The 18,145-nt window shown below is 64.8% G+C and carries 11 protein-coding genes and 1 other RNA gene; 7 read left to right on the top strand and 5 right to left on the bottom strand.

Going from position 1 to position 18,145, the window contains the following annotated elements; translation table 11 throughout:
- Nucleotides 1-274 precede the first annotated feature (274 nt).
- The 3 genes from ligA (at nt 275) to XpruCFBP8353_RS10145 (ending at nt 4,531) form a co-directional block, all read left to right on the top strand.
- Nucleotides 275-2,776 (top strand): NAD-dependent DNA ligase LigA, encoded by a 2,502-nt coding sequence (gene ligA, locus XpruCFBP8353_RS10155; protein ID WP_101363142.1) that lies wholly within the window; start codon nt 275-277, stop codon nt 2,774-2,776.
- Nucleotides 2,773-3,735, top strand: a complete 963-nt coding sequence (gene epmA / locus XpruCFBP8353_RS10150) for an EF-P lysine aminoacylase EpmA (protein ID WP_101363141.1) — start codon at nt 2,773-2,775, stop codon at nt 3,733-3,735. Before ligA ends, epmA begins: the two co-directional genes overlap by 4 nt.
- Before the next feature lie 109 nt (nt 3,736-3,844).
- Complete coding sequence (locus tag XpruCFBP8353_RS10145) at nt 3,845-4,531, top strand: DUF3011 domain-containing protein (protein WP_101363140.1); 687 nt, start codon at nt 3,845-3,847, stop codon at nt 4,529-4,531.
- A gap of 4 nt (nt 4,532-4,535) precedes the next feature.
- Here XpruCFBP8353_RS10145 and XpruCFBP8353_RS10140 read toward each other — a convergent pair.
- Nucleotides 4,536-4,610: non-coding RNA, sX9 sRNA (locus XpruCFBP8353_RS10140), on the bottom strand.
- Nucleotides 4,611-4,731: 121 nt separating this feature from the next.
- Here XpruCFBP8353_RS10140 and mtnA point away from each other — a divergent pair.
- From mtnA to XpruCFBP8353_RS10125, 3 genes are all read left to right on the top strand, one after another.
- Nucleotides 4,732-5,796 carry an S-methyl-5-thioribose-1-phosphate isomerase gene (gene mtnA, locus XpruCFBP8353_RS10135; RefSeq protein ID WP_101363642.1) on the top strand — a complete coding sequence of 355 codons (1,065 nt, stop codon included), beginning with the start codon at nt 4,732-4,734 and terminating at the stop codon, nt 5,794-5,796.
- 209 nt (nt 5,797-6,005) lie between these two features.
- Entirely contained in the window at nt 6,006-8,705 is a 2,700-nt protein-coding gene (gyrA, locus tag XpruCFBP8353_RS10130) for a DNA gyrase subunit A (protein ID WP_101363139.1), read from the top strand.
- A gap of 223 nt (nt 8,706-8,928) precedes the next feature.
- Entirely contained in the window at nt 8,929-11,397 is a 2,469-nt protein-coding gene (locus XpruCFBP8353_RS10125; protein WP_101363138.1) for a membrane-bound PQQ-dependent dehydrogenase, glucose/quinate/shikimate family, read from the top strand.
- 307 nt (nt 11,398-11,704) lie between these two features.
- Here the strand turns inward: XpruCFBP8353_RS10125 and XpruCFBP8353_RS10120 are convergent, their stop codons facing one another.
- The gene (locus XpruCFBP8353_RS10120; RefSeq protein ID WP_101363137.1) at nt 11,705-12,433 is read right to left on the bottom strand and encodes a hypothetical protein; all 729 of its coding nucleotides are present in this window, start codon (nt 12,431-12,433) and stop codon (nt 11,705-11,707) included.
- Here XpruCFBP8353_RS10120 and XpruCFBP8353_RS10115 point away from each other — a divergent pair.
- Nucleotides 12,432-13,763: a hypothetical protein gene (locus tag XpruCFBP8353_RS10115; RefSeq protein ID WP_249027452.1), complete on the top strand. Its 1,332-nt coding sequence runs from the start codon at nt 12,432-12,434 to the stop codon at nt 13,761-13,763. The two genes, XpruCFBP8353_RS10120 and XpruCFBP8353_RS10115, sit on opposite strands and share 2 nt — an antisense overlap.
- A 106-nt stretch (nt 13,764-13,869) precedes the next feature.
- On the opposite strand, the gene hutU is transcribed toward XpruCFBP8353_RS10115, so the two are convergent.
- From hutU to hutH, 3 genes are all read right to left on the bottom strand, one after another.
- On the bottom strand, nt 13,870-15,537 hold the full coding sequence (gene hutU, locus XpruCFBP8353_RS10110; RefSeq protein WP_101363136.1) for a urocanate hydratase: 1,668 nt from the start codon (nt 15,535-15,537) through the stop codon (nt 13,870-13,872).
- Between the two features lie 16 nt (nt 15,538-15,553).
- Complete coding sequence (gene hutG, locus XpruCFBP8353_RS10105; protein ID WP_101363135.1) at nt 15,554-16,411, bottom strand: N-formylglutamate deformylase; 858 nt, start codon at nt 16,409-16,411, stop codon at nt 15,554-15,556.
- A 181-nt stretch (nt 16,412-16,592) separates the two neighbouring features.
- On the bottom strand, nt 16,593-18,134 hold the full coding sequence (hutH, locus tag XpruCFBP8353_RS10100; RefSeq protein ID WP_101363134.1) for a histidine ammonia-lyase: 1,542 nt from the start codon (nt 18,132-18,134) through the stop codon (nt 16,593-16,595).
- Nucleotides 18,135-18,145 lie beyond the last annotated feature (11 nt).

Raw genomic sequence — 18,145 nt, 5'->3', positions numbered from 1 at the left:
AGGCTGGTTCGCGGGCGTGCTTGCAGGGGGGAGTTGGCAAAGACAGTCGTTCTGCTGGTGGTTGTGTACGACCGCTCGCTTCCTGCCGCGTTCGCTATCTCGCCGGGATCCGGGCGGTACTGAAATGCCCGGTTCACTCCGACACCAGGGCGCTAGCGCAAATCCAAACGACGTCAGTCGGCGATCAACCATCACGACCGAAGCACGCGCCGCTGACCCTTGGTATCGGCACGGCCCGTTAGAATGGGCGGCCCAGAGCCAGCCCAGCGATCGTATGACTGTCAGCCCGGACCCCGCTCAGCGCATCGATGCCCTGCGCCGGCGAATCGAAGACGCCAATTACCGGTATCACGTGCTCGACGAGCCGCAGATGGCCGACGTCGACTACGACCGCCTGATGCGCGAGCTGGAAGCGCTGGAAGCGGCGCACCCGGCACTGGCCAGTGCCGATTCGCCAACGCAGCGCGTTGGCCATCTGGCCGCATCGCGGTTTGCCGAAGTGCGGCATGCCTTGCCGATGTTGTCGCTGGGCAACGCCTTCAGCGACGAGGAAGTGAGCGAGTTCGTTCGTCGCATCAGTGAGCGGCTGGAGCGCAAACAACCGGTGTTCTCGGCCGAACCCAAACTCGATGGCCTGGCGATCAGCCTGCGCTACGAAAACGGCGAGTTCGTGCAGGGCGCCACGCGCGGCGATGGTGCCACCGGCGAGGATGTCAGTGCCAACCTGCGCACCGTCAAGGCGATTCCGCTGCGCCTGCGCGGCGAGGGTTGGCCGCAGGTGTTGGAAGTGCGCGGTGAGGTCTATATGCCACGCGCCGCGTTCGAAACCTACAACGCGCAGATGCGCGCTCAGGGCGGCAAGGTGCTGGCCAACCCGCGCAATGGCGCGGCTGGTTCGCTGCGGCAGCTGGACGCGCGCATCACCGCGCAGCGCCCGCTGAGTTTCTTTGCGTACGGCGTCGGCGAGGTGAGCGAAGGCGCGTTGCCGCAGACCCATTCAGCCATCCTGGCGCAGTTGCGTGCGTGGGGCTTCCCGGTCAGTGCGCTGGTCGAGGTGGTGCAGGGCAGCGATGGTCTGTTGGCGTATTACCAGCGCATCGGTGAAGCGCGCGACGGCTTGCCCTTCGATATCGATGGTGTGGTCTACAAGCTCGACGATCTGGCAGGGCAGCGCGAGATGGGCTTCGTCTCGCGTGCGCCGCGTTGGGCGATCGCGCACAAATTCCCGGCGCAGGAACAGTCCACCACGGTCGAAGCCATCGAGATCCAGATCGGCCGCACCGGTGCGGCCACGCCGGTGGCGCGCTTGAAGCCGGTGCATGTGGCCGGGGTGATCGTCACCAATGCCACGCTGCATAACGCCGACCAGATCGCGCGGCTGGATGTGCGCGTGGGCGATACGGTGATCGTGCGCCGCGCCGGTGATGTGATCCCCGAAGTGGCCGCCGTGGTGGTCGACCAGCGCCCGCCCGGGACCCAGGCGTGGCAGATGCCCACGCAATGCCCGGTGTGCGGTTCGGAGATCGTGCGCGAAGAAGGCCAGGCCGTCTGGCGCTGCTCCGGCGAATTGACCTGCCCGGCGCAGCGCAAGGAAGCCTTCCGGCATTTCGTTTCGCGGCGCGCGATGGATGTGGACGGACTGGGCGAAAAATTCATCGAAGTGCTGGTCGATAGCGGGCTGGTGCAGGGCGTGGCCGATCTGTATCTGCTCACTGTCGATCAACTGCTGCAATTGCGCCTGATCAGCATGGCCGAGAGCCCGCATGCGTTCTTGCGTGAGGCGCGCGAGCATCTGGCAACCGGTGCGTATGCGCAGCTGGAAACCACCGTGGTCGGCATCGGCGTGGACCTGGCCGGCGAGCGCGAAGTGCCGCAGACTTGGCAAGCCGATCTGCTGCGCGCAGGCTTGCCGAGCTTCGACTGGAACCGCAAGAAGATCGCCACCAAGTGGGCCGAGAACCTGATCGAGGCGATCGAAACATCGCGCGACACCACGCTGGAGCGGTTCCTGTTCGCGCTGGGCATCGAGCATGTTGGCGAGAGCACCGCCAAGGCGTTGTCGGCCTGGTTCGGCGATCTGGAATTGATTCGTCATCTGCCGTGGCCGCTGTTCAAGCGCGTGCCTGACATCGGTGGAGAAGTGGCGCGTTCGCTTGGGCATTTCTTCGATCAGCCCGGGAATCAGCAGGCCATCGACGATCTGCTGCAGCGTGGCGTGCGCATCGGCGACACGCATCCGCCATCGCCCAAGCTGCGCGAGGCACTGAGTTTTGCCAGCGTGCTGGAAGATATGGACATCCCCAAGGTCACGCCGGTGCGCGCGCAGCAGCTTGCCGCTGCGGTGGATTCGTTCGCTGCGTTGCGCACCGCCGGTGCCGATGCCTTGCAACAGGCCGGTGTTCCCGCGCCCGTGGTGGCCGCATTGCTGCAATGGCTGGATCGCCCCGAAAACACCGCATTGGCAAGCGCTGCGCAACAGGCGATGGAGACGGTGCTGGCGCGCCTGCCGGAGGCCGATGCACTGCAGACCGGCCCGCTCGATGGTCAGACCGTGGTCATCACCGGGACCTTGGCTGCGCTCACGCGCGATGCGGCCAAGCAACGCCTCGAAGCACTGGGTGCCAAGGTCGCCGGTAGCGTCTCCAAGAAAACGGCGTTTCTGGTGGCCGGCGAAGAAGCCGGTTCCAAGCTCGACAAGGCGCAATCGCTGGGCGTGGACATCTGGGACGAAGCGCGTTTGCTGGCCTTCCTGAGCGAACACGGCCAACAGCCATGAGCGTGGCGCAGGTCGATCTGGCTGCGCTGCAGTTGCGCGCGCGGCTCAATGCCGCGATCCGCGATTTCTTCGCCGAACGCAGCGTGCTGGAAGTGGAAACGCCGGTGCTCTCGGAGGCCGGCAACACCGAGCCGAATATCGAAAGTTTCAGTACGCGCTTCACCGGCCATGTCGATGCCGGCGCGCCGCTGCGCTGGTTACGCACCTCGCCGGAATATCCGCTCAAACGGCTGCTTGCTGCCGGCGTGGGAGATTGCTACGAACTGGGGCGGGTGTTTCGCAATGGCGAGGCGGGTGGCCGCCACAATCCCGAGTTCAGCATGCTCGAGTGGTATCGGGTGGGCTGGAACGAGCGCAGCCTCGCGCAGGAAACCATCGCCCTGGTGCGCCGCGCACTTGCGCTGGTCGGCCGCGATGCTGCAATGCACGTGCTGACCTATCGCGCGCTGTTCGTGCAGACCTTGGGCATCGACCCGCTGCGCGATCCGATCGAAACGCTACGCGCCGCGTTGCATGACGTGGCCATCGATCCGGTTGGCCTGACCCGCGACGATTGGCTGGACCTGTTGATGACCCATCGCATCCAGCCGGGCTTTGCCAGTGACACGTTGACGGTGGTGCACGATTGGCCGGCCAGCCAATGCGCACTTGCGCGTGTGCGCCACGACGACCCGCCGGTGGCCGAGCGCTTCGAGCTGTATCTGGGGAGCGTTGAGGTGGCTAACGGCTATCACGAGCTGAACGACGCGCAGGAACAGCGTGCGCGTTTCGTGCGCGACAACGCCGTGCGTGCGGCGCGTGGATTGCCGCCGCTACCGCTGGATGAACGCCTGCTCGCGGTGTTGTCGCAGTTACCCGACTGCGCCGGTGTGGCGGTGGGCGTGGATCGTTTATTGATGGCCTTGCGCGGCACCGCGCACATTGCCGACGTACTGGCGTTCGACTTCGCGCGCGCCTGAGTCATCGCGCTGTCATCGGCGCCGTATTGCTTTCTTCACATCGATGGTGCTCTCATCTTCACGTCCACGGGGGCGCGACGAAGATCGTTTCGGGGTGAGGATTGTCGGCATGAAGTGGCTGATCAGCTTATGCGGTTTGTGGTGCTTGCCGCTGCTGATGCTCGCCGATGCGCGTGCTTCCGACCGCGCAGCCGGCGTGGTGCGCTGCGAGTCCAAGGACCTGGCGCGCGTGCACTGCGCGATGGACGCCTCCCAAGGCGTGCAACTGGTGCGTCAGCTCTCCGAAACCAGCTGCATCCGCGGCAGCGAATGGGATGTCGAACCCGATGGCGTGTGGGTCGAACAGGGCTGTCGCGCAGAATTCGCAGCATCCCGTGTGCAGACCGTCACGGTGATGCGCCGCGTGGTGCGTTGCGATTCCAATGGCGGCACGGTGGCGTGCCCGGTGGTGCTGCGCGGTGCGCCGGTGCGGCTGCTGCGGCAACGCTCGATGTGGCCGTGCAAGGAAGGGCGCACCTGGGGCGTTCGCCGCAACGAGATCTGGGTGTCGCGTGGATGCGATGGCGAATTCGAGGTGGGCGCCGAAGATGGTTCCGGCTTCGTCGCGGTGCCGCGCATGGTCACCTGCGAATCGAAGAAAAGCGCGCGCCGCACCTGTGGCGTGTCGGTCGAACGCGCAGTGCGCCTGGGCCGGCAGATGTCCAAAACGCCCTGCGTGGAAGGCCAGACCTGGGGCTGGAGTCGCGAAGGGGTATGGGTGAACGACGGCTGCCGCGCCGAGTTCATCGTCGACTAAGGGCCGCTGAAAAACGGCGTGAGCAGTGCTCAGGTGGATGCGAACGGCGCGAAGGAACTGCGGTGTACGCGTGGGACATGCCGATCCCGGGCAGCGGCCGCGCCCGCCTGGCGGTGAGCGCAGGCGTCTTGCTGCCCACGACTCAGGTCGCGCGGCCACGCAACGGCGCAGGCAATGTGTGCGCGCCTTACAATGGACGCATGAACGACAGCGCCCATATCGATTACGCCCGCTACGACCACATCCGCCCACTGTTGTGGACCGGTGATGCCCTGGAATTGCTCGACCAACGCAAGCTGCCCTTCGTGGTGGAGCATGTGCGTTGCGACACCAGCGACGCGGTGGCCGAAGCGATTCATTCGCTGGCCGTGCGTGGTGCGCCGGCGATCGGCATCGCGGCCGGATGGGGCGTGGTGCTGGCCGCGCGCGCGATCGACGCCGACGATGGTGACGCTGCGCTGCAAAAGCTTGAGCCGGCTCTGCTACGGCTCAATGCGGCGCGTCCGACTGCCGTCAACCTGGCCTGGGCACTGATGCGCATGCGCCGGGTGCTGGGTGCGGCCGGCGCCGACTGGCGCGCGGTGATCGCGCGCGAGGCGCAGGCCATCGCCGATGAAGATCTGGCTGCCAACCGCCATATGGGCGCGCTTGGCGCCGCGCTGATCGCGCCGGGTAGCGGCGTGCTGACCCATTGCAACACCGGCTCGCTGGCCACCGCCGGCTTCGGCACCGCGCTCGGCGTGATCCGCGCCGGCATGGCGCAGCAGCGCATCGCCAAGGTGTTCGCCGGCGAGACGCGGCCGTGGCTGCAGGGCGCACGCCTGACCGTGTGGGAGCTGCAGCAGGATGGCATCGACGCCACCCTGATTGCCGATTCGGCCGCCTCGCATTTGATGAAATCCGGACTGGTCCAATGGGTGATTGTCGGCGCCGACCGCATCTGCGCCAATGGCGATACCGCCAACAAGATCGGCACTTACCAGCTGGCGATCGCCGCACGCCACCACGGCGTCAAATTCATGGTGGTGGCGCCGTCGTCCACGGTGGATCTGGCCACCGCCAGCGGTGACCAGATCGAGATCGAGCAGCGCGATCCAGGCGAATTGTTCGGCGTCGGCGGGGTCAGGACGGTGGCCGACGGCATCCATGCCTGGAACCCGGTGTTCGACGTGACTCCCGGCGATCTGATCGATGCGATCGTCACCGAACGCGGCGTGATCGCGCAGCCGGACCTGGCGCGGATGCAGGCGGCCTTCGGCAGCTGAGCCCCGCGCGCCGCCGGCAGGCTGCCAACACCGCTCAAACTCCCTGCAAGTGCTTGTTTCTGGCTGGTAAACCGGAGGCATCGGGTGGCCTGCCGTGGTACAATGTGGCGCTTGAATCGATCGGCGGGAGCGTAGGGGAGGCAGCCTGATGCAAGGGCGCCCCCGACGCGGCTTTCCGGCTGGCCCGCCACCTCATATACGGAACCCGAATGGCAGAAACCGCCAAGGAAATCATCCAGGTCAACCTGGAAGACGAGATGCGCAAGAGCTATCTCGATTACGCGATGAGCGTGATCGTGGGCCGCGCACTCCCCGATGCCCGTGATGGCCTCAAGCCTGTGCACCGCCGCGTGTTGTTCGCGATGCATGAGCTGGGCGCCCACAGCAACAAGGCCTACTTCAAGTCGGCGCGTATCGTCGGCGACGTCATCGGCAAGTACCATCCGCACGGCGACCAGTCGGTGTACGACACGTTGGTGCGCATGGCGCAGCCGTTCTCGTTGCGCTACATGATGGTGGACGGCCAGGGTAACTTCGGTTCGGTCGACGGCGACTCCGCCGCGGCGATGCGTTACACCGAGTCGCGCATGTCGCGGCTGGCGCATGAACTGATGGCCGACATCGACAAGGAAACCGTCGATTTCCAGCCCAATTACGATGAGAAGGAACTGGAGCCGACGGTCATGCCGACGCGGTTCCCGAGCCTGCTGGTCAACGGTTCGGCCGGTATCGCGGTGGGCATGGCCACCAACATCCCGCCGCACAACCTGACCGAGGCGATCAACGCCTGCATCGCGCTGATCGACACGCCCGAGCTGGACGTCGAAGGCCTGATGGAATACATCCCGGGCCCGGATTTCCCCACCGCCGGCATCATCAACGGCACCGCCGGCATTGCCGCGGGCTATCGCACCGGCCGTGGCCGCGTGCGCATCCGCGCCAAGGCCGATGTGGAAGTGGCCGACAACGGCCGCGAGGCGATCGTCGTCACCGAGATCCCTTACCAGGTCAACAAGGCGCGGTTGATCGAAAAGATCGCCGAGCTGGTCAAGGAAAAGAAACTCGAAGGCATCAGCGAGTTGCGCGATGAGTCCGACAAGGACGGCATGCGCATCTACATCGAAATCAAGCGCGGCGAGTCGGCCGAGGTTGTGCTCAACAACCTCTATCAGCAGACCCAGATGGAGTCGGTGTTCGGCATCAACATGGTGGCGCTGATCGACGGCCGCCCGCAGTTGATGAACCTCAAGCAGATGCTGGAGGCGTTCATCCGCCACCGGCGCGAGGTGGTCACCCGCCGCACCATCTACGAACTGCGCAAGGCGCGTGCGCGTGCGCATGTGCTGGAAGGCCTGACCGTTGCGTTGGCCAACATCGATGAAATGATCGAGTTGATCAAGACCTCGGCCAACCCGCAGGAAGCGCGCGAGCGCATGCTGGCCAAGACCTGGGAACCGGGTCTGGTCGGTGCGCTGCTGGGTGCGGCTGGTGCCGAGGCCTCCAAGCCGGAGGACCTGGCGCCGGGCGTGGGCCTGGCCAATGGGTTCTATCAGCTCAGCGAAGTGCAGGCCGCGCAGATCCTGGAAATGCGCCTGCATCGCCTGACCGGGTTGGAACAGGAAAAGCTGACCGACGAGTACAAGCAGTTGCTCGAGGTCATCCAGGGCCTGATCCGCATCCTGGAAAACCCGGACGTGCTGCTGCAGGTGATCCGCGACGAGTTGATCAACATCCGCGAAGAGTACGGCGACGAGCGCCGCACCGAGATCCGTCACAGCGAAGAAGATCTGGATATTCTCGATCTGATCGCGCCGGAAGACGTGGTGGTGACGCTATCGCACGCCGGGTACGCCAAGCGTCAGCCGGTGAGCGCGTATCGCGCCCAGCGGCGTGGCGGCCGTGGTCGTTCTGCCGCAGCGACCAAGGAAGAGGATTTCATCGACCAGCTGTGGCTGGTCAACACGCACGACACGCTGCTGACCTTCACCAGCAGCGGTAAAGTGTTCTGGTTGCCTGTGCATCAATTGCCGGAAGCCGGCTCCAATGCGCGCGGCCGCCCGATCATCAATTGGATTCCGCTGGAATCCGGCGAGCGGGTGCAGGCGGTGTTGCCGGTGCGCGAATACGCCGACAACCGTTATGTGTTCTTCGCAACGCGTAACGGCACGGTCAAGAAGACGCCGTTGAGCGAATTCGCCTTCCGTCTGGCGCGCGGCAAGATCGCCATCAATCTCGATGAAGGCGATGCGCTGGTCGGCGTGGCCCTGACCGATGGCGATCGCGACGTGCTGTTGTTCGCCTCCAACGGCAAGACCGTGCGTTTCGGCGAGTCCACCGTGCGTTCGATGGGCCGTACCGCCACCGGCGTGCGTGGTATCCGCATGCCCAAGGGCGAGGAAGTGGTCAGCCTGATCGTGTCCGATCCGGCCGGTGGAATCGAGATCGAGTCCGACGAAGACACTGCCGAAGAGATCGTCGACAGCGCCGACGGCGCCGAAGCGGCAGTGATCGACCTCGCCGACGATGGCAATGTGGCTTACATCCTTACCGCCACCGAAAACGGCTACGGCAAGCGCACGCCGCTGGCCGAATATCCGCGCAAGGGGCGCGGCACGCAGGGCGTGATCGGCATCCAGACCACCGAGCGCAACGGCAAGTTGGTGCGTGCAGTGCTGCTGGGCGCTACCGACGAAGTGTTGCTGATCTCCGATGGCGGCACCCTGGTGCGCACGCGCGGTTCGGAAATTTCGCGCGTGGGCCGCAATACCCAGGGCGTGACGTTGATCCGTCTGTCCAAGGGCGAGAAGCTGCAGGCGGTCGAACGCCTGGATGCATCGCTGGATGAAGTGGAAGAGGTGGTGGACGAAGCAAGCGCAAGCGTGGCCGAGGCACCATCGACGGACGCGTAAGCACAGCAAATCAGCGAACGCAGTAGACGAAAAACGCCGGTGAAAGCCGGCGTTTTTTATTGCGCATCGTTTTTTGCACGCTGTTTTATGACGGCCGCTGACATCTGCAACGCAGTGTCTTCGTGTGTTCAATGCAAAGATCGCGGCTCTTTCACCGCGGCGGATCGAAGGTTGTTGACGGTGCGGCGGCGCTGCGTCGCCGCTTAGTCGAAGAGGACAACTGATGACGATTCTGGATCGTCCTTCCGGTCGCAGCCATTGGGCACTGGCGACCTTGGGAGGCGTGATTGCATTACTGGGCGCGGTGCTGTTTGCCGGTGGCGTGTGGCTGGCTGCGCTGGGCGGCTCCTGGTACTACGCACCGGCCGGTGCGGCCATGCTGCTTGCCGGTGTGTTGCTGTCTCGCGGCCGCAATGCGGGTGCCTGGTGGTTTGCCGGCGTGGTGGTGGTCTCGCTGCTGTGGACATGGTGGGAATCAGGCAGCGATTACTGGCGCTGGGTGCCGCGTCTGGGCCTGATTGTCGGCCTGGCATTTGTGCTCGCGCTGTTGCTACCGAAACTGCATCGCCCGGTGTCGCGCACGGTATCGCGCAGCCTGGCCGGTGCGCTGGCGGTGGTGTTTGTGGTGGCGTTCGCATTGGCCTTCATGCCGCACGGCGTCACCGAAGCCGATAGTCCGCTGGCGCATGCGGCCGGTGTGGTCGGTGGCATGGTCAATCGCAATGCATCCTCCTCGGTTGCAGCGTCTGGCGTGCAGCCGGCGAACGCGCCTGCCGATGGCGACTGGACCGCGTACGGACGTAGCCAGGCCGGTCAGCGCTACTCGCCGTTGCAGCAGATCAATCGCGACAACGTCGCGCACTTGCAGCAGGCCTGGCTCTTCCACACCGGCGATCTGCCGAGCAAGCGCTGGGGGGCAGAAACCACGCCGCTGAAGGTGGGCGACAGCCTGTATCTGTGCACTGCGCGCAATCAGGTGATTGCGCTGGATGCCGCCAGCGGCAAGCAACGCTGGCGCTACGACCCCAAGGTCAAGGACGAGGCGATTCCGTATACGGCGGCATGCCGTGGCGTGTCGTATTACGCAGTGCCGGCGGGCGGCAACACCGCCGATGCTGGAGCGACGGCCGCGCTGTGCCGCACGCGCGTGATCGAAGGCACGCTGGACGGACGCTTGATCGCGCTGGATGCACGCAGCGGCACGCCGTGCCCGGACTTCGGCAGCAATGGTCAGGTCGATATCACTGTCGGTATGGGCGCCACGCCGCCGGGCTATGTGTCGATCAATTCGCCGCCAGCGATCGTGCGCGGAGTGGTCGTCACCGGTCATCAAGTGCTCGATGGGCAGAAGCGCTACGAACCCTCGGGTGTGATCGAAGGTTTCGACGCGGTGACCGGCAAGTTGCGCTGGGCCTGGGACATGACCCATCCGGAATGGAACGGCGCGCCGCCGCCAGGCCGGAGCTGGACGCGTGGCACGCCCAATATGTGGACCACCGCCGCGGCCGATGAGCAGCTGGGCTATGTGTATCTGCCGATGGGCAATTCCACCGCCGATTATTGGAGCAGCTCGCGTACGCCGCAGGAGAATCGCTATGCGACCTCGTTGGTGGCGCTGGATGTCACCACCGGCAAGCCGGTGTGGAATTTCCAGACCACGCATATCGATGCCTGGGATTACGATCTGGGCTCGCAGCCGAGCCTGATCGATTTCCCCAAGGACGGCATCAACGTACCGGCGGTGCTATTGCCGAGCAAGCAGGGCGAGCTATACGTACTGGATCGGCGCACCGGTAAGCCGCTGGTGGGCGTGCAAGAGCGTGCAGTACCGGGCGGCGGTGTGGAGCCACAAATGCGTGCCAGGACGCAGCCGTTCTCGCTGTATCACACGCTGCGCAAGCCGGATCTGACCGAGCGCGACATGTGGGGCATGACCCCGATCGACCAACTGGTCTGCCGTATCCAGTTCCGCAAGGCCAGCTACAAGGGCATCTACACGCCGCCGGAAGCGGACCGCCATTCGATCGAATACCCCGGTTACAACGGCGGGTCGGATTGGGGCAGCGTGGCGGTAGACCCGCAGCGTGGCGTGATCGTGGCCAACTACAACGACATGCCCAACTACAATCTGCTGGTGCCGCGCGCCAAGGCCGACAAGCTGGGCTGGGCGCCGCGCGATGACGTGCGTGGCGATGCCGGCGGTGCGGAAGGTGCAGGCGACCCGCAGGCGGGCACGCCGTACGCGATCAACGTCAACGCCGGCTGGCGGTTGCCGTTTACCAAGTTGCTGTGCAAGGAACCGCCGTATGGCGGCATCCGCGCCATTGATCTGGCTAGCGGAAAGACCTTGTGGGACCGCCCATTCGGCAGTGCGCGCGGTAATGGTCCGTTCGGCATGCGCTCCGGTCTGCCGATCGACATCGGCACGCCCAACAATGGTGGCGCAGTGGTGACGGCAGGCGGATTGATCTTCATCGCAGCAGCGACCGACGACCTGATCCGCGCCATCGATCTGGCCACCGGCAAGGAGCTGTGGCACGCCAAATTGCCGGCCGGCGGCCAAGCCAACCCGATGGTGTACGCGTATCGTGGCCGTGAGTATCTGGTCATCATGGCCGGCGGGCATCACTTCATGGAAACCCCAGCCGGGGATGCGTTGATCGCCTACGCGCTACCGCAGAAGACGCCATGATCTTGGCAGTGATGGCGGTCGGCGGCTGATCAGCCTGCGATACGGCCGCGCAGCGTGCCGATGCGTGCATTCGGGTGTCAGGCGCGCCGTCCGCATATGTGTTGCCGCCGCTCGCAGGATTTGTCAGCTGCTCAAGAATGTCGAAGCACGAGACAGAAAAAGCGCACTGCAAGCTGTGCGCTTTTTCTCTGCAGCAAATCGCAGGGCCAAGCGCTTAGGTGGTGTGTTACGAGGTTATGTCATAGTCCCAACGCCATGCGTTGGCGATGTATCAGGCCGCAAGCTTTCCCGATTCCCGATTCCCAACTCACCCAACGTTTGTCGCCACCTCATCGTCCTGCACCGCATCTTGCACATCCTGCGCCAGCGTCGCCTTGACGATGATCGAGCGGATCGCATCGATGGCTTCCGAGAGCGGCACATCGTTACTCAATCGCTGGAAGGTATCGCGGCTGTTGTAGCCGGAGCCATCCTTCAAGTAATGCTCGTACATCGACAGCAGATCCTGGCAAGCCGTGATCAGTGCAGCGACGTTGCCGCGCAACAGTGCGTGACCCAGCTGATCGAAGCTGTGCAGGCAATCGGCAAGCCAGTGCAGGTCGTAGCGCGCTGTAGCCGGCTCGGCTGCAGTGTGGCCGCGGCTGTAGGCGCTGTAGCGACGCAGGCTGCGCGCCACACGCGCGACATGCCCGAACAGCGTGCCGATCTCGTTGGCGATATCCAACCGCTGCACCAGCACCATCGGAATCACCTGGCCGGCAGTGGTCGCCGGCTGCTCCGAGGCGTTCTGCTCCTGCTGCTCCAGCGATTGCTTGAGCACGGCATAGCTGCGCTGTAACGATTCCAGTTCCAGCGTGGTGGCCGCCGCACGCGCCTTCTGTTGCGACAGCGCCGCCTGATAGCGGCCGAGACTGTCCTGCGTGCTGGCAAGCTCGCCGGATTCGGCACGCAACTGTCGACCGCGCACGAATGCCAGTCCGGTGGCGATCAGCGCCCAGAGTGCGAATGCAGGCACCAGGTAGATCAAGATGCCCATGGGAGATTCCTCGAAACGTTGCATACCTTGTCGGCCTGTAATCGTCGGACTTGAGGGCGATCGTGAGGACTGTGACGAGCAGCGAGGGTTTTTGTCGGCCCTACAGGCCGCAGTTGCCAGGCCTCGCACATCCCTGACGAATGACACGTTGTGGGTGGCCTGCCTGCATGCTCGAATGAGGTCACCCGCTGGCCCAGAGTTCCGCATGCGCAGATGGAGTTATCGCTGGTTGACCACGCGAAAGCGCATTTGCGCCGTCGGGTTGATCTGGATAGCGTTGTGCGCCACTGCGCATGCCGCGCCATCCACATCGCCATCGACGCCGTCGACACCAGTGCGTGTGGAATACAGCGAAGCCACAGATCTTTTCAACCTGTTGGACAACCTGTCCGATTGGTTGCCCGGATACACCGCGCCGGTCTACCGCAGCTACATGGAAGCCCATGGAGGTCTGGATCCGGCGGACCGGGCCGCGCTTGCCGCCTATGCAGACTTTCGCCGGCGTACCTCGGGACTGGCAAAAGACGCCGATCTGGACATGCTCGACCGCCTGTTTGCGCCAGATGCCACCCGCGATGCTGATCCATTCTCCCGGCATTTCCTGGGAGAGGCGGGATTCGAGGCGTCGGCGGCTGTCGCGATTGCAGGGCAGTCGGCGAATGACCAGGTTTTATTGCGCGCGTATTTTGCCCGGTTCGTTCCGCGCGCCCGCCGCTTGATCGAGACTGCGCCGCGTTTCGAGCGCCAAACGCGAGTGCTGAAGGACGCACTCTCCGCCCCTGCGGTGTCGCGCTTGGCAGCACAGATGCGCGATTTTTTTGCGGTGCCAGAGTCCGGGGTATTCGAGGCAAGATTCGTGTGGTGGCCGGAATCGGACACCACCCAGGCCAAAGTACGCGGACGCACGATGCTGCTGTATTCCCAGCATGATGCGTCCATCGGCGCGTCATCAATGGACTGGGCGCCGATCGTGTTGCACGAGTTGAGTCATTACTTATCTGCAGGGCAACCATCCGAGCGTAAACGCATGCTCGCTGCCAACTTCTTGCAGCTGTGTCCGGGTGCGGCCACTTTGCGTAACCCGCTCAACGCGCTGGAGGAGCCGTTAGCGATCTACTGGGGACAGTACCGATTCGAGTACGTGGTGCGTGGACGTTTGTTGCCGCCATCGTCGCAGTGGTACATCCAGGCAGATGCCGATCGTGCAGCCAAGGCCATTGCAACCGCCTATCCAGCAGACAGCGCGGCGCCTGCGCTCGATGACAGCGCATTGCTGGCGGCTGCGGCATCGGCCTGCGAGTCGACCGATGCGCAAATCACATCCAACTGACAGCAATGAGCAGACGACCGCGCTCATCGCCGGGCGGGATTGCCGGTGCGCGTGGTTGGCATGCCGACCGCTTGTGACGAGCAGCATGCTGTCGGCGGAAAAGGTTTCAGCCCAGAATCCCCGGCAAATCCAGCCCTTTTTCCTTCGCGCACTCGGTGGCGATGGCGTAGCCGGCATCGGCGTGGCGCATCACGCCGGTGGCCGGGTCGTTCCAGAGCACACGTTCCAGGCGCTTGTCGGCGGCTTGGCTGCCATCGCAGACGATGACCATGCCGGCGTGTTGCGAGAAGCCCATGCCGACGCCTCCGCCGTGGTGCAGCGAGACCCAGGTGGCGCCGCTGGCGGTGTTGAGCAGTGCGTTGAGTAGTGGCCAGTCGGAGACCGCGTCCGAGCCGTCGGCCATCGCTTCGGTTTCGCGATTGGGCGAGGCCACGCTGCCGGAGTCCAGATGGTCGCGGCCGATCACGACCGGCGCCTTGAGCTCGCCGCTACGCACCATTGCATTGAAGGCCAGACCCAGGCGGTGGCGGTCGCCCAGGCCGACCCAGCAGATGCGCGCGGGCAGGCCCTGGAAGGCGATCTTTTCTGCCGCCATGTCGAGCCAGCGATGCAGGTGCGCATCGTCGGGAATGAGTTCCTTGACCTTGGCGTCGGTCTTGGCGATGTCGTCCGGGTCGCCACTGAGCGCAACCCAGCGGAACGGGCCGATGCCGCGGCAGAACAGCGGGCGGATGTAGGCGGGCACGAAACCGGGGAAATCGAATGCGTTATCGATGCCGGCCTCCAGCGCCATCTGGCGCAGATTGTTGCCGTAGTCCACGGTGGGCACACCCAGCGCGTGGAAAGTGAGCATGGCGCGGATGTGGTTGGCCATCGAATCGCGTGCGGCGGCTTCCACTTCTTTCGGCGCGCTCACGCGCTTTGCGTCCCATTCCTCGACGCTCCAGCCCTGCGGCAAGTAGCCGTTGACCGGGTCGTGCGCAGAGGTCTGGTCGGTCAACAGGTCCGGCTTGATCCCGCGCAGCAGCAGTTCGTCCAGCACGTCGGCGACATTGCCAAGCAGGCCCACCGACAGCGGCTTCTTCGCTGTGCACGACTCTTCGATCAAGTGCAGTGCTTCATCCAGCGAATCGGTCCAGGTGTCCAGGTATCCGGTACGCAGGCGCATGTCGATGCTGCTCTTGCGGCACTCCACCGCCAGGCACGAAGCACCCGCCATCACCGCAGCCAGCGGTTGCGCGCCGCCCATGCCGCCAAGCCCGCCGGTGAACAACCACTTGCCGGCCAGGGTACCGGCGTAGTGCTGGCGGCCCATCTCGACAAAGGTTTCGTAAGTGCCCTGGACGATGCCTTGCGCGCCGATGTAGATCCAGCTGCCGGCAGTCATCTGGCCGTACATGGCCAAGCCCTTCTTATCGAGCTGGTTGAAGTGGTCCCAGGTGGCCCAGCGCGGCACCAGATTGGAATTGGCTATCAGCACGCGCGGTGCATCGGCGTGGGTGCGGAACACGCCCACTGGTTTGCCGGACTGCACCAACAAGGTCTGGTCGTCGTCCAGACGCGTGAGCGCAGCGATGATCGCATCGAAGGATTCCCAATCGCGCGCTGCGCGGCCAATACCGCCGTACACCACCAATTCCTGCGGGCGCTCGGCCACGTCCGGGTCAAGGTTGTTCATCAACATGCGTAGCGGCGCTTCGGTGAGCCAGCTCTTGGCGGTGAGCGTGGTGCCGGTAGCGGCGCGGATGACGCGGGTTGCATCGTGACGGGTCATGCCGGGATCCTTGCAATCAGCGGTTGGCCGCAGGCGGCGCGGCGTCGGAAGAGGGGGCGTTGGCGAACTGCAGGCACGCCAGTAGCACGTGGCGCAGCACCGCCCGCATTGCGACGGCATGCATCGGCTGCCATGGCATGGGCCAGTTCTCGGGAGTGAGGATGTCCGGTTCGCGCATGTAGCCGCGGCAGGCCAGTTCCATTTGCAGCGTGTGCACGCCGCGCTCGGGTTGCGCGTAGTGGCGAGTGATCCACCCACCCTTGAAGCGCCCGTTGCGTACCGTGCTGGAACCGCTGCTGCGGCACAGGTCCTCCACCGCATCCACCAAGCGCGGGTCGCAGCTGCGGTCGTCGTTGCTGCCGATATTGAACTGCGGCAACTCGCCATCGAACAGGTGCGGGATAAACGAGCGGATCGAATGCGCGTCGTAGACCACGATGTTTGCGTGCTGCGTGCGCAGGCGTGCAATTTCGTCGGCGAGCGCCGCGTGGTACGGGTCGAACCAGCGCGTGCGGCGCAAGGCGATCTGCGCCTGATCCGGCGCCGCGCCGTCGGCATACAACGGCTGCTTGTCGAAGGTGGTGAGCGGACACAGGCCGGTGGTGTTCTGGCCCGGATACAGCGATGCGCCACTGGGGTCGCGATTGACGTCGATGACCGAGCGCGAGATCGCGGTACGCAGCGTGGTGGCGCCCAGCGACTGTGCGAAGTCGTAAAGCTGGTGTACCCACCAATCGGTATCGCGGCGCGCCAGCCACGGCGATACAAACTGGTCAGTCACGTCCTCCGGCAACTCGGTGCCGGTATGCGGAAAACTGATGATCAGCGGCGCGTCGCCGCGGTGGAGTTCCAGCCAATCGGGCAGGGCCTTCATCCCTGCGCTCCATGCCCGAGTGCTGCGAGCGTGCGGCATACGTTGCGCGGCTGTACGTTGCGGAAGCGTCGCGTGCGCCGTGCCACGTCATCGCATATGCGCATGCTTGGAGCTAGCGCGAACCACTGCAGTGGCGACTGCGAGGATGCAGGGATAGACCCGCTGCATAAGCGCTGCCAACTCATGCGTCCTGCTCCACACCCGGCAAGGCGATCGCCACTGACTGCGCGAGCGCGCCCGAGCGCACCAATGCGCTGGCAGCCAACATGTCGGGATGGAAATAGCGATCGTCCTGCAATGTGGGCACCTTGGCGCGCAGTAGGGCACGTGCGGCTTCCAGCGCGGTGCTGGAGCGCAGCGGCGCATGAAAATCGCAGCCTTGTACTGCCGCCAGCAGTTCGATGCCGATGACATGCGCGGCGTTCTCGGCCATTGCCAGCAGACGGCGCGCACCGTGCGCGGCCATCGAGACGTGATCTTCCTGATTGGCCGAGGTCGGAATCGAATCGACGCTGGCCGGGTATGCGCGCTGCTTGTTTTCAGACACCAGCGCGGCGGCGGTGACCTGCGGAATCATGAAGCCGGAGTTCAAGCCCGGGCGCGGCGTGAGAAACGCCGGCAGGCCCGACAGGGCCGGGTCGACCAGCATCGCGGTGCGACGTTCGCTGATCGAGCCGGTTTCGCACACCGCCATCGCCAGCATGTCGGCAGCGAAGGCCACTGGCTCGGCATGGAAGTTGCCACCAGACAAGGCTTCGCCGGTATCGCTGAAAACCAGCGGGTTGTCGGACACGCCATTTGCTTCAATCTCCAATGTACGTGCGGCCTGACGCATCACATCCAGTGCCGCGCCCATCACCTGCGGCTGGCAGCGCAGGCAGTACGGGTCCTGCACGCGCACATCACCGAGTCGATGCGATTCACGAATGGCCGAGTCGGCCATCAAGGCGCGCAACGCTGCCGCGGTGGCGATCTGTCCCGGTTGCCCGCGCAGTGCGTGGATGCGCGCATCGAAGGGCGTATCCGAGCCCTTGGCCGCTTCTACCGACAACGCACCGGTGACCAGCGCGGCCTGCCATACGGTTTCGATATCGAACAGACCGGCCAGGGCGCAGGCGGTGGAAAACTGGGTGCCGTTGAGCAACGCCAACCCTTCTTTCGCGCCCAGCACGCGTGGCTGCAGCTGCGCCTGTGCGAGCGCGTCGGCAGCAGACAGACGTTGCGCGCCGACGAAGGCTTCGCCGACGCCGATCATCACCGCGGCCAGATGCGACAGCGGCGCCAGATCGCCGGACGCCCCCACCGAGCCCTGGCACGGCACCACCGGGGTGATGCCCTGGCGCAGCATCGCTTCCAGCAACGCCAGCGTGTCCGGCTGCACCCCGGAAGCGCCCTGGGCCAGGCTGGTGAGTTTGAGCGCCATCATCAGCCGCACCACCGGCACCGGCGTGGGCTCGCCGACACCGGCCGCGTGCGAGAGCACGATATTGCGCTGCAGGGTCTGCAGGTCCTCGCGCTCGATGCGCACACTGGCCAGCTTGCCGAAGCCGGTGTTGACCCCATACACCGGCTCGCCGCGCGCAACGATGGCCTCCACCGTTTGCGCGCTGCGCAGCACGGCAGCAGCGCACGTGTCGTCCAATGCGACTTCGGCACCGCGATACAGCGCACGCCATTGCGCCAGCGTGACCTGGCCGGGCTGCAAGATAATAGAAACACGCATGACGACTCCGG

This window comes from Xanthomonas prunicola (genome assembly GCF_002846205.1).
GTDB classification, from domain to species: Bacteria; Pseudomonadota; Gammaproteobacteria; order Xanthomonadales; family Xanthomonadaceae; genus Xanthomonas; species Xanthomonas prunicola.
Note: the sequence above shows the minus strand (reverse complement) of the source record. Positions and strands in the feature narration are given on the sequence as shown.

Excerpts from the sequence above, each read along its gene's own strand:
- ligA (WP_101363142.1), top strand. The coding sequence starts at position 275 with ATGACTGTCAGCCCGGACCCCGCTCAGCGCATCGATGCCCTGCGCCGG.
- epmA (WP_101363141.1), top strand. The coding sequence starts at position 2,773 with ATGAGCGTGGCGCAGGTCGATCTGGCTGCGCTGCAGTTGCGCGCGCGG.
- XpruCFBP8353_RS10145 (WP_101363140.1), top strand. The coding sequence starts at position 3,845 with ATGAAGTGGCTGATCAGCTTATGCGGTTTGTGGTGCTTGCCGCTGCTG.
- mtnA (WP_101363642.1), top strand. The coding sequence starts at position 4,732 with ATGAACGACAGCGCCCATATCGATTACGCCCGCTACGACCACATCCGC.
- gyrA (WP_101363139.1), top strand. The coding sequence starts at position 6,006 with ATGGCAGAAACCGCCAAGGAAATCATCCAGGTCAACCTGGAAGACGAG.
- XpruCFBP8353_RS10125 (WP_101363138.1), top strand. The coding sequence starts at position 8,929 with ATGACGATTCTGGATCGTCCTTCCGGTCGCAGCCATTGGGCACTGGCG.
- XpruCFBP8353_RS10115 (WP_249027452.1), top strand. The coding sequence starts at position 12,432 with ATGGGAGATTCCTCGAAACGTTGCATACCTTGTCGGCCTGTAATCGTC.
- XpruCFBP8353_RS10120 (WP_101363137.1), bottom strand. The coding sequence starts at position 12,433 with ATGGGCATCTTGATCTACCTGGTGCCTGCATTCGCACTCTGGGCGCTG.
- hutU (WP_101363136.1), bottom strand. The coding sequence starts at position 15,537 with ATGACCCGTCACGATGCAACCCGCGTCATCCGCGCCGCTACCGGCACC.
- hutG (WP_101363135.1), bottom strand. The coding sequence starts at position 16,411 with ATGAAGGCCCTGCCCGATTGGCTGGAACTCCACCGCGGCGACGCGCCG.
- hutH (WP_101363134.1), bottom strand. The coding sequence starts at position 18,134 with ATGCGTGTTTCTATTATCTTGCAGCCCGGCCAGGTCACGCTGGCGCAA.